Here is a 23,747-nt window from a genome sequence, read left to right on the forward strand (position 1 = left end):
TTCATGGCGACGTTTCTGGTCCTTCACGGCCCGAATCTGAATTTGCTCGGCACCCGCGAACCGGGCGTCTACGGCTCGATGACGCTGGCGCAGATCAATCAGGATCTGGAGCAGCGCGCGCGTGATGCCGGCCACCATCTGCTGCACCTGCAATCCAACGCCGAATACGAATTGATCGAGCGCATTCACGCCGCTCGCGATGAGGGTGTCGACTTCATCCTCATTAATCCTGCCGCCTTCACACACACAAGTGTCGCGTTACGTGACGCATTGCTGGCAGTGAGCATCCCATTCATCGAAGTGCACCTCTCAAACGTGCACAAACGTGAACCTTTCCGCCATCACTCCTACTTTTCGGATGTCGCGGTAGGTGTGATCTGCGGCCTTGGCGCCAGCGGCTATCGGCTGGCATTGGAGGCTGCCCTGGAACAACTCGCTGCTTCCTGACGGGCCTGCGCGCAAGCATGCCGGGGCTCGATAAAGCGAGCGGCAACACCCTTTGAACTTACCTGGGAGTCAACGCTTCATGGATATTCGCAAAGTCAAGAAACTGATCGAACTGCTGGAAGAGTCCGGGATCGACGAACTGGAGATCCACGAGGGCGAAGAGTCGGTACGCATCAGCCGCCACAGCAAACAAGTGGCCATGCAACAGCCGATCTACGCACAGGCCCCCGCCGCGCCAGCAGCGGCACCTGTGGCTGCTGCCCCGGTCGCTGACGCCGCTCCGGCTGCTCCGAAGCTGAACGGCACCGTGGTTCGCTCGCCGATGGTCGGCACCTTCTACCGCGCCTCCTCGCCAGAATCCAAGCCGTTCGCCGATGTTGGCCAGAGCGTCAAGAAGGGCGACATCCTCTGCATCGTCGAAGCCATGAAAATGATGAACCACATCGAGGCCGAAACCAGCGGCACCATCGAATCCATCCTGGTGGAGAATGGTCAGCCGGTCGAATACGACCAGCCGCTGTTCACCATCGTTTGAACCGCGGAGAGCCAGCGATGTTGGAAAAAGTATTGATCGCAAACCGCGGTGAAATCGCCCTGCGGATCTTGCGAGCCTGCAAGGAGCTGGGTATCAAGACCGTCGCGGTGCATTCCACCGCCGACCGCGAACTGATGCACCTGGCCCTGGCGGACGAGTCCGTTTGCATCGGCCCGCCCCTTGCCACCAATTCGTATCTGCACATCCCGTCGATCATCGCCGCGGCAGAGGTGACCGGCGCTACCGCCATTCACCCCGGCTACGGCTTTCTCGCCGAGAACGCCGACTTCGCCGAACAGGTAGAGAAATCCGGTTTTGCCTTCGTCGGCCCGAAAGCGGAAACCATCCGCCTGATGGGCGACAAGGTTTCCGCCAAGGACGCCATGATCAAGTCCGGCGTACCCGTGGTTCCCGGCTCCGACGGTCCGCTGCCGGAAGACGAGAAGGAAGCCCTGCGCATCGCCCGTGAGGTGGGTTACCCGGTGATCATCAAGGCTGCAGGCGGCGGCGGTGGTCGCGGCATGCGCGTGGTGCACAAGGAAGAAGACCTGATCAAGTCAGCCAAGCTGACTCGCACCGAAGCCGGTGCTGCGTTCGGCAACCCGATGGTCTATCTGGAGAAATTCCTCGGCAACCCACGTCACGTGGAAGTTCAGGTGCTTTCCGACGGCCAGGGCAACGCCATTCATCTGGGCGATCGCGACTGCTCCCTGCAGCGCCGCCACCAGAAGGTACTGGAAGAAGCACCAGCGCCTTTCATCGATGAGAAGGCCCGCGCCGAAGTGCTCAAGCGCTGCACCGACGCCTGCGTCGAGATCGGCTACCGTGGCGCCGGCACCTTCGAGTTCCTTTATGAAGACGGTCGTTTCTATTTCATCGAAATGAACACCCGCGTGCAGGTCGAGCATCCTGTTACGGAGATGGTGACCGGCTTCGATATCGTCAAGGAAATGCTCAGCATCGCCGCGGGCAACAAGCTGTCGATCAAGCAGGAAGACGTGGTCATCCGTGGCCATTCGCTGGAATGCCGGATCAACGCCGAGGACCCGGAGAAATTTCTCCCGAGCCCTGGCAAGGTCAAGCATTTCCACGCACCGGGCGGCAATGGCGTTCGCGTTGATTCGCATCTGTACAGCGGTTATTCGGTTCCGCCGAACTACGACTCGCTGATCGGCAAGCTGATCACCTACGGTGCGACGCGCGAAGAAGCCATGATGCGCATGCGCAACGCGCTGGACGAGATCGTGGTCGACGGCATCAAGACCAACATTCCGCTGCATCGCGATCTGGTTCGCGACGAAGGCTTCTGCAAAGGCGGCGTGAATATCCACTACCTGGAAAAGAAACTGGGTATGGACAAGCACTAACGTTGCTAGCTGTATGATGTGCAACCCCAAGGGAGCGGCTTAGCCGCTCCCTTTCTTTTTCCTGCAGCTTGAGGCTTGTTGCCTGAAGCTGCTTTCGAAGGGAGCTTCGCATGCCCTGGCTACAACTTCGCCTCGCCATCGCCCCGGAACAGGCGCAAACCTACGAAGACGCCCTGCTCGGCGTCGGCGCGGTATCGGTGACCTTCATGGATGCCGAGGACCAACCCATTTTCGAGCCGGACCTGGGCACCACACCGCTGTGGTCACATACCCACCTGCTCGCCCTGTTCGAAGCCGATGTCGATGAAACCGACCTGCTCGCCCACCTGCAGCTACTGACCGGCGGCGAACTGCCCGACTACCAGCTGGAACGCATCGAGGATCAGGACTGGGAACGCAGCTGGATGGATAACTTCCAGCCCATGCGCTTCGGCCGTCGTTTGTGGATCGTGCCAAGCTGGCACGCCGCGCCCGAGCCAGATGCGGTGAACCTGTTGCTCGATCCCGGCCTCGCCTTCGGCACCGGTACCCACCCCACCACCGCGCTGTGCCTGGAATGGCTGGATTCTCAAGAGCTGACCGGCCTGCAGGTGCTGGATTTCGGTTGCGGCTCGGGAATTCTCGCCATCGCGGCGCTGTTGCTGGGTGCTGACAAGGCGGTTGGTACCGATATTGATATTCAGGCCATCGAGGCCTCCCGCGACAATGCCGGACGCAACGGCATCGACCCCGCACGCTTTCCGCTGTATTTGCCCGAGCAATTGCCGGAAGGCCAGTTCGACGTCGTGGTCGCCAACATCCTGGCCGGACCGCTGGTGGAACTGGCGCCACGGATCATCGAGCGCGCCAAACTCGGTGGGCGCCTGGCTTTGTCCGGAATTCTAGCCGAACAAGCCGAAGAGGTTCGCGCCGCCTACGCTGGCCACTTCGACCTGGACCCCACCGCTGCAAAAGACGGCTGGGTGCGGATCACGGGAACTCGACGCTCTTGAACAAAGCGTCGAATCGCGGCAGCCATGCCGCAATTTCCGTTGCGAGACGCCACTGCCGTACATCGATGCGCATGCGCTAGACTACGGGCATTTTTCGCCGGACCAACGCATGACCAGCTTCGTCACTCAGTGTCCTCATTGCCGTACAAGCTTTCGGGTCAGCCGCGCTCAACTCGCAGCTGCCCAAGGCGTAGTGCGTTGCGGCGCCTGCATGGAACTGTTCAATGCAGCCCGCTACCTGCAAGGGGACGATATCGCGAGCGACATTGCCCTCGATTCGGCAGCAGCCAGCCAGCCCTCCCACAGCGAACCGGCACCGGCTCACGCGACGTCGTCCCGGCATCCCACCACTGACGAAACGCTCTGGATCCACGATGACCTTGATCTGGACAGCCTCGACCTGGACGAGGAACTGGCGAAGCTCGAACGCCAGGAATTAGAGCTGTCGCGAGAGTTTCTGGAGCTGGAGCCTCAACCTGGCGAACGCCTGCGAACCCCAACGGATGAACTCTCATCGGCCGATGACGAGGCCTGGGCCGAGCAGCTGCTGAGCGCGGAAACCGACACACCGACAAACCACAACCGAACGCAAGCGGAGCCAGCGCTCACTGCAGAGCCATTGGCCAAGACAGCCGATCTTCGCTTCACGCCTGTAAGCGCCGAGCATCCCGCGCCGCCAAGTCCATTGACAAGCCGGTCCGTTCCGTTGAACGAGCACCCCGATTCGCGGGAGCGCGTCGAGCCTGTCTTCACCAGCCTGATCGAGGCGGAAGTCGCGGCCGAACCGAGGGGCGACGCGGAGCAGGCTCCTGACCGAACGACTCGCAGGAACCGTGAGGACCCGCTGTTCGAGCTCGACGACGAACCCCTGCAACTCGGCTGGGAAGCGCACCGCCGCCCCTGGGGACGCTGGCTGGGCTGGGGTTTGCTGAACCTGATCGCCCTGCTTGCCCTCGCAGGCCAATATGTTGCGTACAACTTCGATGAAGTGTCGCGACAAGACCAATATCGCCCGTGGCTGGAGCGAATCTGCCCCGCTCTGGGCTGCGAGCTGCCGCCCAGGGTCGATATCAGCCAGATCAAAAGCAGCAATCTGGTGGTGCGTAGCCATCCCGACTTCGCCGGAGCGCTGGTGGTCGATGCGATCATCTACAACCGCGCATCGTTCGCCCAGCCGTTTCCACTGCTGGAAATCCGCTTCGCCGACATCAACGGGCAGACACTGGCCCAGCGCACGTTCAAACCTGGCGAGTACCTGTCGGGGGAGCTTGCCGGTCGGCGGGAAATGCCATCGCAGATTCCCATTCATATCGCTCTGGACATCCTCGACCCAGGCGCAAAGGCAGTTAACTACAGCCTGAGCTTCCGCTCGCCGGATTAGTGCCAAACACGCTATCGCCTCCACCGCCTGTCGTATCGGCGTGCCAATCCCTGCGCTGGTTATAAGCTTAGGGCTGCTCAGATTTTGTTCAAAACAACCTTTAACCCGTCATCCGGAGCGGGTATTATGCACACCCTTTTTTGCTGTCCCGATCGACCTAACAAGCAGGCTCCAAGCAGGGAATCTTCATGTCAGCGGTACGCATCGGCCCCTATACCCTTCCGAATCGATTGATCCTCGCACCCATGGCCGGTGTGACCGATCAGCCGTTCCGCCAGCTTTGTCGGCGTCTCGGCGCAGGTCTGGTGGTGTCAGAAATGGTGACCAGTGACGTACGCCTGTGGAACAGCCGCAAATCGCGACTGCGCCTGCTGCATGAAGGTGATCCGGAGCCGCGTTCAGTGCAGATCGCCGGTGGCGATCCGCAGATGCTGGCCGAAGCCGCCGCTCGCAATGTCGAGCTGGGCGCGCAGATCATCGACATCAACATGGGCTGCCCGGCGAAGAAAGTTTGTAACAAGGCCGCCGGATCGGCGTTGATGAAAGATGAACGGCTCGTCTCTGAAATTCTGGAGGCCGTCGTCGGTGCGGTTGATGTTCCGGTGACCTTGAAGATCCGCACCGGTTGGGACAGGCAGAACAAAAATGGATTGACGGTGGCGAAGATCGCCGAACAATCCGGAATCGCAGCCCTGGCCGTACATGGCCGTACCCGTGCCGACCTTTATACGGGCGACGCCGAGTACGACACCATCGCGGCGATCAAGCAGGCGGTGTCGATACCGGTATTTGCCAATGGGGATATCGATACGCCGCTAAAGGCGCGTCAGGTGTTGAGCGCAACAGGTGCCGATGCACTTTTGATTGGTCGAGCGGCACAGGGCAGGCCCTGGATCTTTCGCGAGATCAATCACTACCTGGCGACCGGCGAGCTGCTGGCTCCGCCGGGTCTGGCCGAAATCGAAGACATTCTGCTGGAACACCTGAGCGCGCTGCACGCCTTCTATGGCGATGTCATGGGTGTGCGCATCGCGCGCAAGCATGTCGGCTGGTATCTCGCAACACTACCCGGCGCGCGTGAATATCGCGCCCGGTTCAATGGTTTGGAAGACAGGGACGCGCAATGCGCCAGTGTTCGAGCATTCTTTGCCGAACGCCGAACAGGCCCTGACTCGGGGGAAGGGAAAGGGGTGGCTGCATGACGCTGTTGAACGAAACACTGGTAACTGGAACAACATCCGTGAGCGACAACGTGAACCTCAAGCAACACCTCAACACGCCGAGCGAAGCAGGCCAGACCCTGCGTGGCAGTGTCGAGAAGGCGTTGCACAATTACTTTGCCCATCTGGAAGGTGCGGACGTCACGGACGTTTACAACCTGGTCCTTTCCGAAGTGGAAGCACCACTGCTCGAAACCGTAATGAATTACGTCAAGGGCAACCAGACCAAGGCCTCAGAACTGCTGGGCCTGAATCGCGGCACTCTGCGCAAGAAACTCAAGCAGTACGACCTGCTGTAAGCCGAACCAAAAGCTGGAAGCCGGACGTTTCCAGCCTCGGCATACGGCTCGACTTCTAGCTTCTAGCTTCTAGCTTCTAGCTTCTAGCTTCTAGCTTCTAGCTTCTAGCTAGCTGACCCGAATCCGCCTCCATCGACTGGAATAAAGATGACCGACCATTCCCTCCGCCTTCCCGTCCGCCGCGCGCTGATCAGCGTGTCCGACAAGACTGGCGTCGTTGAATTCGCCCGTGAACTCGCCGCCCTCGGTGTCGAGATCCTGTCCACTGGCGGCACCTACAAGCTGCTGCGCGAGAACGATATCACCGCCGTCGAAGTCGCAGACTACACCGGCTTTCCGGAAATGATGGACGGTCGGGTCAAGACACTGCATCCGAAGATCCACGGCGGCATTCTTGGCCGTCGCGATCTGGACAGTGCGGTCATGGCCGAGCACGGCATCGCCCCGATCGATCTGGTGGCGGTCAATCTCTACCCGTTCGCCGCCACCGTCGCCAAACCCGGCTGCACGCTCCCGGACGCCATCGAAAACATCGATATCGGCGGTCCGACTATGGTTCGTAGCGCTGCGAAAAACCATAAAGACGTAGCCATCGTGGTCAATGCTGATGACTACGCCGGCATCATTGAGAATCTGCGCAACGGCGGCCTGACTTACGCGCAGCGCTTCGATCTGGCCCTCAAAGCCTTCGAACACACCGCTTCCTACGACGGCATGATTGCCAACTACCTGGGCACCATCGACCAGAGCGTCGAAACCCTTTCCACCGAAGGCCGCAGCCTGTTGCCTCGCACCTTCACCACGCAGTTCGTCAAGGCGCAGGACATGCGCTACGGCGAGAATCCGCATCAGATCGCCGCCTTCTACGTCGAACAGCCCGATGAAGCCTGCGTCGCGACCGCTACCCAACTGCAGGGCAAGGAACTGTCGTTCAACAACGTAGCCGACACCGACGCCGCCCTGGAATGCGTGAAGAGCTTCGTCAAGCCGGCCTGCGTCATCGTCAAACACGCCAACCCTTGCGGCGTCGCCGTGGTGCCGGAAGACGAAGGCGGCATCCGCCAGGCCTACGAGCTGGCCTATGCCACCGACAGCGAATCGGCGTTCGGCGGCATCATCGCCTTCAACCGCGAGCTGGACGGTGAAACCGCCCGCGCCATCGTCGAGCGTCAGTTCGTCGAAGTGATCATTGCGCCGAGCATTTCCGCCGAAGCCCGTGAGGTTGTCGCCGCCAAGGCCAACGTGCGCCTGCTCGAGTGCGGCCAATGGCCGGCCGAACGCGCGCCGGGTTGGGACTACAAGCGGGTCAACGGCGGCTTGCTGGTACAAAGCCGCGACATCGGCATGATTACCGCGGACGACCTGAAGATCGTGACTCAACGCGCCCCGACCGAGCAGGAAATCCACGACCTGATCTTCGCCTGGAAGGTGGCCAAGTTCGTCAAATCCAACGCCATCGTCTACGCCAAGAACCGCCAGACCGTCGGTGTCGGCGCCGGTCAGATGAGCCGGGTCAACTCAGCCCGCATCGCCGCCATCAAGGCCGAACATGCTGGCCTGCCGGTACCCGGTGCGGTCATGGCCTCGGATGCCTTCTTCCCCTTCCGCGACGGTATCGACAACGCCGCCAAAGCCGGCATCACTGCGGTGATTCAGCCGGGCGGCTCGATGCGCGACGCCGAAGTCATCGCCGCAGCAGACGAAGCAGGCATTGCCATGGTGTTCACCGGCATGCGTCATTTCAGGCACTAACTGACGGTCGCACTCGGATTGGCACCTGCTGGTTGCCCGGCTCTTTCCCAATGCTCATTTGCCAGAAGGCAACCGCTTGGTGAAGAGCCGGGCGCATTGCATCTACCGACCCGATTACGACCTCGAGATCCGTAGGTTGGGAGGAGCGAAGCGATACCCAACGATCCGGCATCGTCCGGACCCATCAGGAGAATTTCATGAACGTACTGATCATCGGCAGCGGCGGCCGCGAGCATGCGCTGGCCTGGAAGGTCGCGCAGGATCCGCGCGTTGCGAAGGTTTTCGTCGCGCCAGGCAATGCCGGTACGGCGACCGAGGCCAAGTGCCAGAACGTCGCCATCGACGTGCTGGCCATCGAGCAACTGGCGGACTTCGCCGAGCAGAACGTGCAACTGACCATCGTCGGTCCGGAAGCGCCGCTGGTCAAAGGCGTGGTCGATCTGTTCCGTTCGCGTGGCCTGGACTGCTTCGGCCCTACCGCCGCCGCCGCACAGCTGGAAGGCTCGAAGGCCTTCACCAAAGACTTCCTCGCTCGTCACCAGATTCCTACCGCCGACTATCAGAACTTCACCGAGGTGGAGCCGGCGCTGGCTTATCTGCACGAGAAAGGCGCCCCCATCGTGATCAAGGCCGACGGCCTGGCCGCCGGCAAGGGCGTGATCGTCGCCATGACCCTGGCCGAAGCTGAAGAAGCCGTACGCGACATGCTCTCGGGCAACGCCTTCGGTGATGCCGGCGCACGCGTCGTGATCGAGGAATTTCTCGATGGCGAAGAGGCCAGCTTCATCGTCATGGTCGATGGCGAGAACGTCCTGCCGATGGCCACCAGCCAGGATCACAAGCGCGTCGGTGACGGGGACAGCGGGCCGAATACCGGCGGCATGGGCGCCTACTCGCCCGCTCCGGTGGTCACTGCTGAGGTTCATCAGCGTGTCATGGACGAGGTCATCTGGCCGACCGTCAAGGGCATGGCCGCCGAAGGCAACGTCTACACCGGCTTTCTCTATGCCGGCCTGATGATCGACAAGGCCGGCGCACCGAAGGTCATCGAGTTCAATTGCCGCTTCGGCGATCCGGAAACCCAGCCCATAATGCTGCGCCTGCAATCGAGCCTGGTGCTCCTGGTCGAGGCCGCACTGGCGAAGGCGCTGAATAAGATCGAGGCACAATGGGATCCTCGCCCGAGTCTGGGCGTCGTTCTCGCGGCTGGAGGCTACCCCGGCGATTACAGCAAGGGCGCGACGATTCGCGGCCTGGAGGCTGCAGCGCAACTGGAAGGCAAGATCTTCCATGCCGGCACGACGCTGGCGGACGGAGCGATCACCACCTCAGGTGGACGCGTGCTCTGCGCAACGGCCATGGGCGAAACGGTCTCGGCAGCCCAGCAGAACGCCTACGCGCTGGCTGCACGCGTCGAATGGGACGGCCACTTCTACCGCCATGACATCGGCTACCGTGCAATTGCGCGCGAACAGGGCAAAAGCTGAGCGAGAAACTCGCTGGAATGTGCGCAACGGCAGAGCTTATCTTCCGTTGCACGCATTACAGGGGCACATGGCGATGGCTATAATCTGCCGTCAGACAGATGAAGGGACTTCAATCGTGCGTCGACTCAGAGTCGCCATTGCTTTTGCCTTCAGTCTATTGCTGGCTGCGCTGTCGTCATTCGACGCGGTAGCCGAGCCACTCTCTCCCGACCCCGCTGCCGCCACGCAACAAACGGAACCCAACTGGCGATTGCTCGTCGACCAGTCAGGCCTGCTTACGCTCGACGAGGTTCTGGATCAGCGTAGTCTGTTCCAGCGAATCGACACCCGCTCCTATGCTGCTCCGGCAAGCGACAGCGCCGTTTGGCTACAGGTGAGCCTCCCCCCCTTCACTCAGCCGAACTGGCTGTGGGTATTCGCCCCTCGCGTGCAATATCTCGATTTCTACCTGCTACGCGATGGGCAGCTCGAGCAACATATTGAAACCGGCGAGCTGAGACCGCTGGATTCGCGCCCTCTGCCGACGCGCGCTTACCTGTTCTCGCTGCCCAACGACGATGCGCCTCGCGAGGCCTACGTTCGGTTGCAGTCGTCGCACCCGATCATGACTTGGTTCTATACGATCGACGAAGCTGGGCTGGTCGAGCAGGCCCGCCCGGCGTACCTGTTCGGTGCGTTGTTCGGTGCCCTGGCGCTGCTGATGGTCTACAACCTGCTGCGCTTCGCCTACACGCTCAGTTACAGCCATGTATGGCTGGCTTTGCTACACGGCGCGCTGCTGATCTGCGCCATGGCGAACCTCGGATTGCTGGCGGTATGGATACCGAACCTGATCTATAGCCAGCCATTGATTGCCGATATGGCGGCGCTGCTCACCTGCCTGTCCTTGCTTGCCTACACCTTTGGTTTCTTCCAGCACCGCACGCGACCCTGGGTGACGTGGTTGCTGGCGACGCTAGCAGGCGTTGTCATCGCTTTGGCAACCATCATATTGCTCACCGGCGAATTGTGGTTCAGCTGGCTGATCTACGTCTCGGTATTGGTCACTGCGCTCAGCGTTACCGCGGTGGCGATCCATCATTGGCGGCAGCGCTATGAGCCCGCCAGACTAGTGGTCGCCGGCATGCTGTTGTTCGATGGCGGCTTTTTATTCGTTCTGCCCATTCTGCTGGGCTTCGACCAGCTCGATCCCAACTGGCTGACCGGCATCATGTTCAGCGTCGCGACATGCTCAGGGCTGATCCTCAGCTTCGCATTGCTGGAGCGACAACGGCAGATCCAAGCCAACAGTCGCAATCAACACACTGCTGAGGCGGTCACCAGCGCTGAGCTACGGACCAAGGCAGACTTTCTGGCCAAGATCAGCCACGAAATTCGCACCCCCATGAACGGGGTGCTGGGTATGAGCGAGTTGTTGCTGGACACTTCCCTGTCGGCCAAACAGCGCGATTACGTACAGACGATTCACAGCTCCGGCAACGAACTGCTCAACCTGATCAACGAGATCCTAGATATTTCCAAGCTGGAGTCCGGACAAATCGAACTGGACGATGTTCAGTTCGACCTCAACGCCCTGATCGAGGACTGTCTGAGTATCTTCCGGGCCAAGGCCGAGCAGCAGAAGGTCGAGTTGATCAGCTTTGTTCAGCCGCAGATTCCACATGTCGTCGCAGGCGACCCTACCCGTCTGCGCCAAGCCTTGCTGAACCTGCTCGAAAATGCCTTCAAGCAGACGGAAGAAGGCGAAGTCCTGCTGATCGCGGCGGTGGACGAGCACGAAGCGCCTCCGCGTCTGCGCATCACCGTGCAAGACAGCGGGCGACCCTTGGAAGCGCAGGAACGCGATGCGTTGCTCAATGCTGCCCTGGATAGCCGTGACTTCCTCGCCGCAACCCGCCACGGCGGCCGACTCGGTCTGATCATCGCCAGACAACTCGTTCACTTGATGGACGGTGAGTTCGGCATCCAGACCGGCGGCATCTCGGGCAACACGTTATGGATAAGCCTGCCGTTGGGTGCTGAGCTTACCGAACAACCCGCCAGCGATCTCGACAGCCAATTGAAAGGGGCACGCCTGCTGGTGGTCGATGACAACGACACCTGTCGGAAGGTAATCAGCCAGCAGTGCAGCAGCTGGGGCCTGGATGTCAGTGCCGTGGCCTCTGGCAAGGAGGCGCTTGCCTTGCTCCGCACCAAAGCGCACCTGCACGAATACTTCGATGTCGTCCTGCTCGATCAGGACATGCCCGGCATGACGGGTATGCAGCTGGCCAGCAAGATCAAGGAAGACTTCAGCATCAACCACGACATTCTGCTGATCATGCTGACCGGTATGAGCAGCGCGCCGAGCAAGATCATTGCGCGCAACGCCGGAATCAAGCGCATCCTGGCCAAACCCGTTGCCGGCTACACCCTGAAAACCACCCTCGCCGATGAGATCTCTCGCCGCACCACTACCGTAGCCTCCACCGCCATTCAATCCAACACATCGTTTTCGGTACCGGACGACTTCCGCATCCTGGTCGCCGAGGACAACAGTATTTCCACCAAAGTCATCCGAGGCATGCTGAACAAGCTGAACCTCAAGCCGGACACGGCCAGCAACGGCGAGGAAGCGCTCGAACTGATCAAGACGCAACCCTACGATCTGGTGCTGATGGACTGCGAGATGCCTGTCATGGACGGCTTCGAGGCGACCGCGAGGCTACGCGCCTGGGAGTCTTTGGCAGGCCGCCCACGTACGCCTGTGGTGGCGCTGACGGCTCATATTCTCAGCGAGCATCGAGAGCGCGCCCGCGAAGCCGGCATGGATGGGCACATGTCCAAACCCGTCGAGATGTCGCAGCTGCGTGAACTGATCGAACGTTGGGTAGATATCCGAGCGGCAGCCTCTGCGGATCGGCACAACCGCCCCTGATCAAAGCTGGGAAATTGGCGACACGCTGCGCACATCCTCAATTATCAGGAGGCTTTCCGGTTGCGCTGGCATTCGTGAAGCGTCCATCCGTAAATCCTGAGCAGGGACCGCGTAAGTCATCCGCCGCGTCAGCATGCGCAGTGCACTCATCAGCAGTGCGATCGCCAAGGGCTCGCCGGGACAGCGATGCCCTGTCGCGGCATCGCCACCGCCCTGAGTGATGAAATTGAACGCGCTGCCATCCCAGGTGGCGAAACGTTCGGGACGAAACGCTTCAGGCTCAGTCCAGAGCCGCGAGTCTCGATTGGTCCCGTAGAGGTCCAGGAGCACTCGCGTACCTTTTGGGAAGTGATAGCCCCGCCATTCGAAATCCGTTCGCACGCGCGCCGCCGTGAAAGGAAAAAAGGCATGGAGTCGGCGAACTTCCTGTGCAAAGAGTTCCAGCGCAGCATCATCTCGCCGCAACCGCTGCTGCCATTCTGGATGCGCCAGCAACTCCAGCGCGGCGTAGATGATGAAGCGTGTAACCGCTACAGTCGGGCGCAGCAGGTTGAGCATTTCGACCGCCGCCGCTCTCTCATCAAGCGCCTTTCCGCCCAAATCGAGATACCGCGCGACCACCGCCAGCGCCCGAGTTTCATCGACCTGCAGTTCCCCGGCTCGCACTCGGCTGATCAGCCCGATCATCCAATTTTCCGCCTCTTTACGCGCCTTACGCGCGCGCAAATGGCGGGCTCCAATACCACCGGCGCCATCGATCATGGCGGCCAGCTGATCACGACGCAGTAGTACTTCACCCTCGGCGAGCGGTACGCCGGCCCACTCACACACCGAACGGGTGAGAATCGCCTGGACCTCGGGCATGAGGACGATGCGATCGCTACGCTGCCACGTCTCGATCGCCGCCTGCCAGTGGGTCTCGCTCAGCCGCACCAATTCAGCGACCGCGCCGTCGGTCAGCAACGACATAAATAGTCGCTTGCGATGCCGATGGGCCTCACCATCCAGCCCCTGCACACCGCCTTGGCCAAACAGCGTTTTCTGCAGCATGCGCGGTGCGGCGTGCTGACGCTCGAATAGCTGCTCGTCGTAAAACAACTTCGCAGCCTCTTCGCCGCTCATGCAGATCGTGTTCTGCAGCAGCAGGCGGACCTGGAAGATGTCTGATCCAAGCCGCTGACATCGGCTGGGAATGAACGAGTACCCTTCGCTGAGCAACGAAAGCGAACTCTCTGCTTGTAGATCACGCGGGATATCAGGCACTACTGTTTCCTCCCTAGATGTCAGGCCCTACGGTGGACCTCATCCCGTTGTCTCGGTGCCCGTTCCTGCTCACACCGATGCCAGAATGAACAAAACGCGCGCTCCGATGCCGATAAAAGACTGGCCGAACTATTCCGCGACGCTTGTGACCCATTGTCCGAACCTTCGCTTCGAGGCATAAGCCGTCGCCAAGGAGCCAACCCAATGATGAAGAGGAGCGATGTCGTCTGGACCTTTGTCGGCATCACCGCGGTACTGCTTTCCGGCTATCTGCTCTATCAGGAAATTCACAATCTCTCGCTGGCCGAACTCACCGAAAGTCTCGAGGCCATCAGCTATCGGGACTGGCTGCTGGCCGGCCTGGCGACGCTTGGTGCCTACACCGCGCTGGCCTGGTATGACCGGATTGCCATAGCCCACCTGGGCAAGAACATCTCCTGGTGGTTCATCACGCTTTGCTCGTTCACCGCCTATGCCCTGGCGCACAACGTGGGCGCGTCGGTGTTTTCCGGGGCGGTCGTGCGCTATCGCGCATATCGCAGCAAGGGACTCAGTCCGCATGAGATCGGCGTACTGATCGTATTCTGTTCCCTCACGTTTTTTCTCGGCACTTTGCTGGCTGGGGGAGCCGTACTGATTCTGCGGCCGGATTTGCTGAGCAGGCTCATCGACGCAGAGCCTTGGCTTTCGTTCGCCATTGGGACGTCCCTGCTGTGCCTGGTCGGTCTTTACGTGATTGGGGCCTGGCGACATTTCGCGCCCATGCATCTTGGGAAATGGCGAATCGATTACCCACGCCTTCCGATCGTCGGCAGGCAGCTGATTGCCGCGCCACTGGAACTGGCCTGCGCGGCGGCAATCATCTACTTCGCACTTCCCGACGCGCAGAACCCCGGCTATCTAGTGGTGCTTGGGGTATTTCTCGCATCCTTCTCGCTGGCGTTGTTGTCCCATGCTCCCGGCGGGCTCGGGGTACTCGAGGTGACCTTCATCGCCGCCTTGCCGGAGCTGCCTACCGCCGATGTCCTGGCTGCACTGATCGTATTCAGGGCCTTCTACCTTCTGCTGCCATTCGCCCTGGCGATATTGGTCGTGATGGTATTCGAAGCCACCCAGTGGTCGGCAAAACGACGCACCGGCATCGGCTCCGGTCAGTAAACTACGGGAACACCACCATTGCAGTATGGCTATGTTCGCTCGCTCGGGTGATCATTCGCCTCCATCCGAGATGAAACACGAAATCACATGACCGACACCCGCACCACCCGACCAGGCTCCAATCAACCGCCCGAGCACAAGCCACGGCCCTTGATGGATCTGGCGATCAGCATCGTGATCCCATCATTGATCCTGATGAAGCTTAGCGGCGAGAACCGCCTTGGCGCCGACGGCGCGCTTCTGCTGGCGCTGGCGTTTCCGCTCGGCTGGGGTCTGTTCGAACTGGCGAAATATCGTAAATTCAACTGGATCGCCCTGCTGGGCCTCGTCAGCGTGCTGCTTACCGGCGGCATCGGCCTGCTGCAACTCGACCCCCAATGGCTGGCAGTCAAGGAAGCCGCGATTCCCGGCATCATCGGCATTGCGGTACTGGCCTCGACCCGCACCCGCTTCCCGCTGATCCGCACCCTGCTCTACAACCCCAAGGTGCTCAACGTCGACAAGGTCCATGAGCAACTCGAGCGCAACGGGCAAACCGCTCACTTCGAAACGCGGCTGCTGCGCGCCACCTACTTTCTCAGCGGCACCTTCTTTTTCTCTTCTTTCATGAACTATGTACTGGCCAAATGGATCGTCAACAGCCCGGCCGGCAGTGAAGCCTTTAACGCCGAGCTGGGTCGCATGACTCTGCTCAGCTACCCGATGATCGCTATCCCGAGCATGCTAATGATGATGGCGATCTTCTATTACCTCTGGCGTACCATTCACGGCCTAACCGGCCTGCGCCTTGAGGACATCATTGCCCCACATGCGCACGCCGATCGGCGTGATGGAAAATCGTGACCGCCTCGGCGATCACGCCGACATCAGCAACATCCACAACGGCAGGCTGATCGCCGCGACCATGGTCGAGAGAAACACCGTCGAACTGACCGCGCGGGTATCGTCCGGATTGGACACGAAAGCGAGCACGTTCACACCACTCGGACAGGCCGCCAGCAGTACCAGCACGCTACGGGCTTCATGACTCAGTCCGGGCAACAATCCGCTGACGTACCACACCAACAGCGGAAACAAGCCCAGCTTGACGAGCGTCAGCGCCAACGCAGTGGGGCTGGGGCGCAGCCGATAGCGTGACAGGCTGATGCCCAGCACCAGCAACGCGCAAGGCAACGCCGCCTGGGCTAGCCAATCGGCGATGCGCCATATCGGCTGCGGCAGACCGAAGCCCGAAACGTTCAGCAAGGCTCCGAGCAACAGCCCCACGATGAGCGGGTTGGCGAGATTCTTCAGCAGCGCCGTGCCACTGACCTTCTGCCCCGAGCCGAACGCGCTGTAGAAGCTTTGCAGCGAAAATAGGATCAGGCTGTGAAAAACCAGGATTGCGAACACGTATACCAGGCTCGCCTGTCCGAGCAATGTGGTCACCAGAGGGATCCCGACCAGCACGTTATTGGAATAGGCAGCCGTCAATCCCAGCGGCGAAGCGCGCCCCAGCAAACGATGCGCAAGCAACCCTACGAAGATGAAGATGGCGAGCACCGGACCAAAATAGGCCAGCAATAGCATCGGCGACATGCCGTCGCTCAGCTGCGCGCGGGCGATACCGGTGAACAGGACGGCCGGCATGAACAACTTGAACGTGATATTGGCGAGCCCGGTTGCCGCTTCGCCAGTGAGCCAACCTCGCCAGCCCAGCAGATAGCCGAGCATGATCAAGCCAAAGATGGGCAGGATTGCCTCGAACACGACCACGCGGCTTCTCCAACGACCGGTACGGCCTCATGCCGCCCCGTAAAAAGGTGGCAAAGAATACCGACTCGCGGACAGGATAACCAACAGGTGTGGCCCCAGGTCGCTCCGGGCAAATCCGATAGGTCAGCCGTCAGACCTGAGGAGGCGCAGCGACAACCGCGGCGCCCGTTTCCGCAGTAGCCAGTGCGTCGAGCACAACCGACAAATCCTCGTGCCAGTCATGGGTAGCGATGCCAAAGGTTGTTTCGAATCGGGTGCAGTCGAGCACGGACCAGGCCGGCCGACGCGCGGGCGTCGGGTATTGTGCGGTCGTGATCGAAGATACCTGCGGTTGTTTAGGAAGCATGCCCTTGGCTGCTGCCTGGCGGAAAATCTCTACAGCAAAATCGAACCAAGTACAGGGCGAACGGCCACTGTAATGATAGAGCCCCCATGCAAGCCAGCCTTCACGCGCATATCGCTGAGCCAGCTGCAGTAGCACATCGGCAATGCTGCCGGCCTGGGTAGGGCAGCCAAACTGATCAGCGACCACCGAAAGCGAGTCACGCTGACGCCCCAGACGCAGCATCGTCTTGACGAAATTGTGGCCATGCGCGCCATACACCCAGCTGGTTCGCAGAATCAGATGCTCATCCAACACCGCCCGGATGGCCTCTTCACCAGCCAGCTTGCTCGCACCGTACACGCCCGTTGGTTCGACCTCGTCTTCTTCGCGGTAAGGCTCTCGGGCTTCACCGGAAAATACATAATCGGTGGAGATGTGCAGTAATGGGATGGAGACATACCGGGCGGCTTCGGCCAATCTGGCTGCTCCCTCACGGTTCACTGCGAACGCCTGCTCGCTATGCGTCTCGGCGTTGTCGACGTGGGTGTAGGCGGCCGCGTTGATGATCATCCCCGGCTTGAGCAGGGCTACGACAGCTGCCACCTGATCAGCATCGGTAATATCCAGCTGCTCCCGGGTCATGCTAAGCGCCTCGAGACCATACTTACTCGCACGGTCTACCAACTCGTGGCCGACTTGGCCACCGGCACCGCATACAAGGATTCGCATCTGGTTATCACCTCATTCAAAGCTCGCTAGTAACGGCAAGCACGATTCGTAAAGCAGATTCGATACAGGCCCATCGTGCTGAAACCGCCGAGATAGCGCGGCTCAAGCACATTCAGGCCAGCATAAACGAATTTTGTTCCGTCGAAAGCAAGGCTGATAAGAATTATTCCCAGCTCGTCGGAAGCATGGCGGGACCGTGATGACAACTTCTGAAGACGAATCGCAAGCGGGTGGTGCCAACATGCGTGAAACTCGACACCGCCGGTGGGGACCAACCAGAAAGAGGTGGTGTTATGGCGGAACCTACGGCGTACCCAAGTCTGTAGGCCTCGCATCGTTCATGCTTGCGGAGGAATCGTTATGCCTAGAGGTGAAAAATCCAAGTACACCGATAAACAAGAACGCAAAGCCGAACATATCGAACAGAGCTATGAGGAGCGCGGTGTGCCCGAGAAGGAGGCCGAAGCACGTGCGTGGGCCACGGTGAACAAGCAATCCGGCGGCGGCGAGCGCAAGGGTGGATCGGGGCAGAACAAAAGCGAGACAGCCAAGCGCGCCGACCGCAAGGATTCCGCCCATCGCGCGGCGAAAGCACGCTCCGGCGACTCCCCCAACAAGGGCTCGGCGCGTAGCAATCGCTCCGGCAGTAGCTCGCTCACTGAGCTGACACGGGACGAACTGATGCAGAAAGCCCGCGAGCGTGACGTCCGTGGTCGGTCGAAGATGCGCAAGGACGAGCTGATCAAGGCACTCAGCTGATGGAGACCGACATGCATGACCCCGACCCGCGGGACGATGGCACACCGAGCCCCGTTCCAGTTCCAGAGCGCAAGGAGCCCGATCAACCGGTCCCCATTGAAGAGCCCGGTGCCCCTGACCGTTCGGAGAAAGGCGGAGCCGGCTAAACTTTCCTGCTCCTCATCCATCACAGCTAAAGCCCAGCGAGACGCCAGCAGGCGCGGCGGCATGGCTGAATAGCCCTATTGAATTCAGGAGACCGTGATGAGCTATGTACAACTGAGCGACAAACAGACCTTGCGCGAGCGTGCCCGGCAGCATGTCGAAAACGGTGCGGTGACCGAAAGCTACTCGGCAGACCGCGACACCGTGATCAATCTGCTCAACGAGGCATTGGCCACCGAGCTGGTTTGCTACCTGCGCTACAAACGCCACTACTACATGGCTACTGGATTGAAATCGAGCGTTGCCGCCGCAGAGTTTCTCGAGCACGCCAACGAGGAGCAGGAACATGCCGACCGACTGGCCGAACGTATCGTGCAGCTGGGCGGCGCACCCGACTTCAATCCGGACAGCCTTACCGAGCGATCACATGCGCAATATGCCGAAGGCAACGGCTTGCGCGACATGGTCTTCGAAAACCTGGTTGCCGAGCGCATCGCCATCGACAGCTACCGCGAGATCGTTCAGTACATCGGCGACAAGGACCCAACCACACGCCGGATCTTCGAGGATATTCTCGCGCAGGAAGAAGAACACGCCGACGACATGGCCAGCCTGCTCGACGGTATGAACTGAAGCTGCAAGCTGCAAGCTGCAAGCTGCAAGCTGCAAGCTGCGAGGATTGTCGGGGGCGATGGATGACGCTTAGCACCGTCCGGTGCAAAGCACGTCCAAAGCGTGGCCCGTGAATGGGTTGCTGCCTTTTCTAATCGCTTGAAGCTTAAAGCAAAAAAAGGCCACCCGAAGGTGGCCTCAAAAAAGGAAAGGAGAGTACTGCTCAGCCGGCAGCTGCCGGGCGCATGTAGGAGATCGGTGCGGTCTGGGAATCATCGAACGTCACCATTTCCCACGCGTCCTTCTGTTCCATCAAGGTGCGCAGCAAACGATTGTTCAACGCATGTCCGGATTTAAAGCCGCGGAATTCGCCGATCAGACTGGTGCCCAGCAAGTAAAGATCACCGATCGCATCGAGAATCTTGTGCTTCACGAACTCGTCCTCATAACGCAGGCCGTCCTCGTTGAGCACGTGGTCTTCGTCAACCACGATCGCGTTTTCGACACTCCCACCCAAAGCCAGGTTGTGCGATCGGAGGAACTCGATGTCGCGCATGAAACCGAACGTTCGTGCACGACTGACTTCCTTGACAAAGGAAGTGCTGGAGAAATCCACGCTGGCGGTCTGGGTGCGACCGCGGAAAACCGGATGGTCGAAGTCGATCTCGAAACTCACTTTGAAGCCTTCGAATGGTATGAACGTGGCGCGCTTGTCGCCGTCCTCCACCGTGACCTCGCGGATGATGCGGATGAATTTCTTGGGGGCGTCCTGCTCCTGCAGGCCGGCTGATTGAATCAGGAATACGAAGGGGCCAGCGCTACCGTCCATGATCGGCACTTCCGATGCGGAAAGCTCGACATAAGCGTTATCGATGCCAAGTCCAGCCATGGCCGAAAGCAAATGCTCCACCGTGTCGACTTTGACGTCACCGCTTACCAGCGTGGTCGACATGGTTGTCTCGCCGACGTTCTCGGCCCGTGCGGCAATCTGCACGGGCGGGTTGAGATCGGTGCGACAGAACACGATTCCAGTATCCACAGGTGCCGGCTTCAGGGTCAGGTATACCTTTTCCCCCGAATGCAGGCCGACGCCAGTGGCGCGAATGATGTTCTTCAAGGTGCGTTGTCTGATCATGGCTTGGTTTCGCTATTGCGCTGTTGCGAATGGTTTCCAACAAAGGTGGCGATCATAGCAGAACCCCAGTTTGCTGAATACCAATCAACCCAATACTCCTGATAAATCAAATCAATCAGCCTGACGACGCAGGAAGGCCGGAATATCGAGGTAATCCAAGTCCTCCTGAGGATTCATTTTCGCCGCAGTCGCCACGTTGGCCTGATTGCGCATGATGGTCGGGCGGTCCAGATCACGGTAGTTCACTGCTGCTTGATCCTGACGTGGAGCCGGCGCTGCCTGCGGCGCGACCGCTGCGGTCTGCAGGGTGTTGTCGACAACCTTGACCGGCTTCTCATTACGCGGGCCGAGTCCCGTAGCGACGACAGTAACGTGCAGTTCGTCGAGCATATCGGGATCGATCACCGCACCCACCTTGACGGTCGCTTCATCGGACGCGAACGCCTCGATAATCTCACCGACGGCAGCGTATTCGCCGAGCGAAAGATCCAGACCAGCGGTGATGTTGACCAGAATGCCGCGAGCACCCTGCAGATTGACGTCTTCGAGCAGCGGGTTGCGGATAGCCGCCTCGGTGGCTTCGCGAGCGCGGTTGGGGCCAGTGGCACAACCCGTACCCATCATCGCCATGCCCATTTCACCCATGACGGTTTTCACGTCGGCGAAGTCGACGTTCATCAGGCCGGGGCGCTGCATGATGTCGGAAATACCGCGCACGGCGCCGGTGAGTACGTCGTCGGCCTTAGCGAAAGCCGCGAGCAGGCTCGCATCCTTGCCCAGTATGGTCAGCAGCTTTTCGTTGGGGATGGTGATCAGCGAGTCGACGCACTCGGAGAGCTGACGAATGCCCTCATCGGCGACCTGCATGCGACGGCGCCCCTCGAACGGGAACGGGCGAGTCACCACTGCTACGGTCAGAATGCCCATTTCCTTGGCAACCGAAGCGATGACCGGCGCGGCGCCGGTACCGGTACCGCCGCCCATGCCGGTGGTGATGAACACCATGTCCGCACCCTGCAGCACTTCAGCGATGCGCTCGCGGTCATCCATGGCAGCCTGACGACCGATATCGGGATTGGTACCGGCACCCAGACCTTTGGTAATAGCGGAACCCAACTGCAGTACGGTCCGCGCTTCAATTTTCTTCAGCGCCTGAGCATCGGTGTTGGCGCAGATGAATTCGACGCCTTCGACGCTGTTGCGCACCATGTGATTGACGGCGTTGCCGCCGCCTCCGCCTACGCCAATGACCTTAATCACTGCACTTTGCGGGGTATGATCTACGAGTTCGAACATTTCCCTCTCTCCTTCCAGCTTTCTAGTTGTGGTTACTGCTACTGCCGCACTGCTCAGAAATTGCCTTGGATCCAGCTTTTGAGCCGGTCCACGACAGATGTTTTGGGTTCTTCGGCGAAGTGGCCGAGACCGGACATGGTCGTGCCATCGGTCTGCTTGCGCATGCCGTATAGCAACAGGCCCACGCCCGTTGAATAGATAGGATTGCGGACCACATCCGTGAGTCCGTTGATGCTGTGCGGTACGCCCAGGCGCACCGGCATGTGAAAGATTTCCTCGGCCAGCTCGACGGCGCCTTCCATCTTCGCCGTACCGCCAGTGAGAACGATCCCTGCCGGGACTAGATCCTCGTAGCCGCTACGACGCAGCTCGGCCTGGATCAATGTAAAGAGTTCGTCATAACGCGGCTCCACGACTTCGGCCAGCGCCTGGCGTGAGAGTTCCCGCGGCGGACGATCCCCGACGCTCGGTACCTTGATGGTTTCGCCAGGGCCCGCCAGCTTGGCCAGCGCGCAGGCGTAGCGGATCTTGATCTCTTCGGCGTACTGCGTCGGCGTACGCAGAGCCATGGCGATATCGTTGGTGACCTGGTCACCGGCGATCGGAATGACTGCCGTATGCCGAATCGCGCCTTCGGTGAAGATGCAGATGTCGGTGGTGCCGCCGCCGATGTCCACCAGGCAGACGCCCAATTCCTTTTCATCGTCGGTCAGTACGGCGTGGGCCGATGCGAGTTGTTCCAGAATGATGTCGTCGACTTCCAGGCCGCAACGACGTACGCACTTTTCGATGTTCTGCGCTGCGTTGACAGCGCAGGTGACGACATGGACCTTCGCTTCCAGGCGCACGCCGGACATGCCCAACGGCTCGCGGACGCCCTCCTGGTTATCGATCACGTAGTCCTGCGGAAGCGTATGCAGCACCCGCTGATCCGCCGGAATCGCCACCGCTTGCGCGGCATCGAGCACGCGTTCGAGATCCGCTGTACTGACTTCGCGATCACGGATCGCGACGATGCCATGGGAGTTGAGGCTGCGAATATGATTGCCGGCCAGACCGACGAAGGCGGAGTGGATACGGCAGCCCGCCATCAGCTGCGCCTCTTCGACAGCACGCTGGATCGACTGAACGGTGGACTCGATGTTGACCACCACGCCCTTCTTCAGGCCACGCGACGGATGGGTGCCGATCCCGACGATTTCGAGTTCGCCGTCCGGCGTCACTTCACCCACCAGCGCCACCACCTTGGAGGTGCCGATGTCGAGGCCGACGATCATCTTGCCGCTTTGCACGCTAGACATGTGTTTCATTCCTCAATTCTTCGCAACGACGGATTCGTCCGTCGTGGTCGGGCTCGGCTCGCGCCACGCAACGGCCAGGCCATTGGCGTAGCGGAGGTCGATCCGCGCAATTCTTTCGCTCTCCGGCGCCAGCTCCTGCTGATAGATGGCCGTGAAGCGCCGCATTTTTTCGATTATCTGATCCCTTCCCAGTAACAGCTCAACGCCCTGCCTGGTCGTCAAGAACCAGCTGCCCCGAGCGCGCAATTCCAGACGGGCAATGGAGAACCCGAGCGGCCGAAGCATCTGGCTGAGCATCTGGTATTGCTGCATCACTCGCTGCTGGGCCCGTTTCGGACCATGCAACTGCGGCAGGTGTTCATACTGAGCCAGGTCATTGGGCGCAAAGGCCTGACCGTTGTTGTTCAACAGCGCCTCATCGCCCCAACGGGCGATAGGCAATTGCTCATCGAGGCGCACCATGACCTCATCCGGCCAGATACGGCGCGCTTCCACATGCGCGATCCACGGCATTTGTTCCAGGTCGCGACGCAGGGCATCGAGATCGACCTTGAAGAAGCTGGCCTCGACGAACGGAGCCATGCGCGCCTGCACGACCTGCTGATCGACATAGCTCAGCTCACCCCGAACGCTGACCTTGGCGATGGGCCGATCGGCATAAGGCGCGAGCCGCTCGACCAGTTCGTAAAGCCCGACCACCAGCGCAACCAATAGCACCGGCCAGAGGACACGCTTGAGCGAACTCAGGCTTGGGCGCGGCAGGCGCGCGGAAAGCGGTTCACGTTGCACCAGCCGGCTCGCACCCCGCTGCGCCGGTTTGCGCGAAGCACGGCCGGTAGCGGGTTGTGAGTGACGCAGCGTGGTAATCATGAG

General features: G+C 60.3%; 21 protein-coding genes. 14 read left to right on the forward strand and 7 right to left on the reverse strand.

What is annotated here, in order from left to right:
* Nucleotides 1–3 precede the first annotated feature (3 nt).
* The 10 genes from aroQ (at nucleotide 4) to NA645_RS16470 (ending at nucleotide 12,397) form a co-directional block, all read left to right on the forward strand.
* Entirely contained in the window at nucleotides 4–447 is a 444-nt protein-coding gene (aroQ, locus tag NA645_RS16425) for a type II 3-dehydroquinate dehydratase (RefSeq protein ID WP_256049837.1), read from the forward strand.
* 79 nt (nucleotides 448–526) lie between these two features.
* The gene (gene accB, locus NA645_RS16430; protein WP_131649976.1) at nucleotides 527–982 is read left to right on the forward strand and encodes an acetyl-CoA carboxylase biotin carboxyl carrier protein; all 456 of its coding nucleotides are present in this window, start codon (nucleotides 527–529) and stop codon (nucleotides 980–982) included.
* 17 nt (nucleotides 983–999) lie between these two features.
* The gene (gene accC / locus NA645_RS16435; RefSeq protein ID WP_256049838.1) at nucleotides 1,000–2,349 is read left to right on the forward strand and encodes an acetyl-CoA carboxylase biotin carboxylase subunit; all 1,350 of its coding nucleotides are present in this window, start codon (nucleotides 1,000–1,002) and stop codon (nucleotides 2,347–2,349) included.
* Between the two features lie 110 nt (nucleotides 2,350–2,459).
* The gene (prmA, locus tag NA645_RS16440; RefSeq protein WP_256049839.1) at nucleotides 2,460–3,341 is read left to right on the forward strand and encodes a 50S ribosomal protein L11 methyltransferase; all 882 of its coding nucleotides are present in this window, start codon (nucleotides 2,460–2,462) and stop codon (nucleotides 3,339–3,341) included.
* Between the two features lie 109 nt (nucleotides 3,342–3,450).
* The gene (locus NA645_RS16445) at nucleotides 3,451–4,722 is read left to right on the forward strand and encodes a DUF3426 domain-containing protein (RefSeq protein WP_256049840.1); all 1,272 of its coding nucleotides are present in this window, start codon (nucleotides 3,451–3,453) and stop codon (nucleotides 4,720–4,722) included.
* A gap of 188 nt (nucleotides 4,723–4,910) precedes the next feature.
* Nucleotides 4,911–5,924, forward strand: coding sequence for a tRNA dihydrouridine synthase DusB (gene dusB / locus NA645_RS16450; protein WP_256049841.1), 1,014 nt, complete (start codon nucleotides 4,911–4,913; stop codon nucleotides 5,922–5,924).
* The gene (fis, locus tag NA645_RS16455; protein ID WP_131649971.1) at nucleotides 5,921–6,241 is read left to right on the forward strand and encodes a DNA-binding transcriptional regulator Fis; all 321 of its coding nucleotides are present in this window, start codon (nucleotides 5,921–5,923) and stop codon (nucleotides 6,239–6,241) included. Before dusB ends, fis begins: the two co-directional genes overlap by 4 nt.
* Nucleotides 6,242–6,388: 147 nt before the next feature.
* Nucleotides 6,389–7,993, forward strand: a complete 1,605-nt coding sequence (gene purH / locus NA645_RS16460) for a bifunctional phosphoribosylaminoimidazolecarboxamide formyltransferase/IMP cyclohydrolase (protein WP_256049842.1) — start codon at nucleotides 6,389–6,391, stop codon at nucleotides 7,991–7,993.
* A gap of 197 nt (nucleotides 7,994–8,190) precedes the next feature.
* Nucleotides 8,191–9,480 carry a phosphoribosylamine--glycine ligase gene (gene purD / locus NA645_RS16465; protein WP_256049843.1) on the forward strand — a complete coding sequence of 430 codons (1,290 nt, stop codon included), beginning with the start codon at nucleotides 8,191–8,193 and terminating at the stop codon, nucleotides 9,478–9,480.
* 115 nt (nucleotides 9,481–9,595) lie between these two features.
* Complete coding sequence (locus NA645_RS16470) at nucleotides 9,596–12,397, forward strand: hybrid sensor histidine kinase/response regulator (protein WP_256049844.1); 2,802 nt, start codon at nucleotides 9,596–9,598, stop codon at nucleotides 12,395–12,397.
* On the opposite strand, the gene NA645_RS16475 is transcribed toward NA645_RS16470, so the two are convergent.
* Complete coding sequence (locus NA645_RS16475; RefSeq protein ID WP_256049846.1) at nucleotides 12,398–13,660, reverse strand: cytochrome P450; 1,263 nt, start codon at nucleotides 13,658–13,660, stop codon at nucleotides 12,398–12,400.
* A gap of 204 nt (nucleotides 13,661–13,864) precedes the next feature.
* On the opposite strand from NA645_RS16475, the gene NA645_RS16480 reads away from it, so the two are divergent.
* Together NA645_RS16480 and NA645_RS16485 are read left to right on the forward strand one after the other, a co-directional pair.
* A complete protein-coding gene (locus tag NA645_RS16480; protein WP_256049847.1) occupies nucleotides 13,865–14,818 on the forward strand; it encodes a lysylphosphatidylglycerol synthase transmembrane domain-containing protein in 954 nt (317 codons plus the stop codon).
* A gap of 87 nt (nucleotides 14,819–14,905) precedes the next feature.
* A complete protein-coding gene (locus NA645_RS16485) occupies nucleotides 14,906–15,661 on the forward strand; it encodes a VC0807 family protein (protein WP_256049848.1) in 756 nt (251 codons plus the stop codon).
* Between the two features lie 12 nt (nucleotides 15,662–15,673).
* On the opposite strand, the gene NA645_RS16490 is transcribed toward NA645_RS16485, so the two are convergent.
* Nucleotides 15,674–16,573, reverse strand: a complete 900-nt coding sequence (locus NA645_RS16490) for an AEC family transporter (RefSeq protein ID WP_256049849.1) — start codon at nucleotides 16,571–16,573, stop codon at nucleotides 15,674–15,676.
* Nucleotides 16,574–16,703: 130 nt separating this feature from the next.
* Complete coding sequence (gene rfbD, locus NA645_RS16495; protein WP_256049850.1) at nucleotides 16,704–17,627, reverse strand: dTDP-4-dehydrorhamnose reductase; 924 nt, start codon at nucleotides 17,625–17,627, stop codon at nucleotides 16,704–16,706.
* Between the two features lie 360 nt (nucleotides 17,628–17,987).
* On the opposite strand from rfbD, the gene NA645_RS16500 reads away from it, so the two are divergent.
* Both NA645_RS16500 and NA645_RS16505 read left to right on the forward strand, forming a co-directional pair.
* Nucleotides 17,988–18,386: a Rho termination factor N-terminal domain-containing protein gene (locus tag NA645_RS16500; protein ID WP_256049851.1), complete on the forward strand. Its 399-nt coding sequence runs from the start codon at nucleotides 17,988–17,990 to the stop codon at nucleotides 18,384–18,386.
* 243 nt (nucleotides 18,387–18,629) lie between these two features.
* Entirely contained in the window at nucleotides 18,630–19,163 is a 534-nt protein-coding gene (locus tag NA645_RS16505; protein ID WP_131649961.1) for a ferritin-like domain-containing protein, read from the forward strand.
* Between the two features lie 202 nt (nucleotides 19,164–19,365).
* Here the strand turns inward: NA645_RS16505 and lpxC are convergent, their stop codons facing one another.
* From lpxC to NA645_RS16525, 4 genes are all read right to left on the reverse strand, one after another.
* Nucleotides 19,366–20,277, reverse strand: coding sequence for a UDP-3-O-acyl-N-acetylglucosamine deacetylase (gene lpxC / locus NA645_RS16510; protein WP_131649960.1), 912 nt, complete (start codon nucleotides 20,275–20,277; stop codon nucleotides 19,366–19,368).
* A 111-nt stretch (nucleotides 20,278–20,388) separates the two neighbouring features.
* Nucleotides 20,389–21,573 carry a cell division protein FtsZ gene (gene ftsZ / locus NA645_RS16515; RefSeq protein WP_131649959.1) on the reverse strand — a complete coding sequence of 395 codons (1,185 nt, stop codon included), beginning with the start codon at nucleotides 21,571–21,573 and terminating at the stop codon, nucleotides 20,389–20,391.
* Nucleotides 21,574–21,626: 53 nt separating this feature from the next.
* Nucleotides 21,627–22,874: a cell division protein FtsA gene (gene ftsA, locus NA645_RS16520; RefSeq protein ID WP_131649958.1), complete on the reverse strand. Its 1,248-nt coding sequence runs from the start codon at nucleotides 22,872–22,874 to the stop codon at nucleotides 21,627–21,629.
* Nucleotides 22,875–22,886: 12 nt separating this feature from the next.
* Nucleotides 22,887–23,744, reverse strand: coding sequence for a cell division protein FtsQ/DivIB (locus NA645_RS16525; protein ID WP_256049852.1), 858 nt, complete (start codon nucleotides 23,742–23,744; stop codon nucleotides 22,887–22,889).
* Nucleotides 23,745–23,747 lie beyond the last annotated feature (3 nt).

It is taken from the genome of Stutzerimonas stutzeri (assembly GCF_024448955.1).
Classification (GTDB): Bacteria; Pseudomonadota; Gammaproteobacteria; order Pseudomonadales; family Pseudomonadaceae; genus Stutzerimonas; species Stutzerimonas stutzeri_AQ.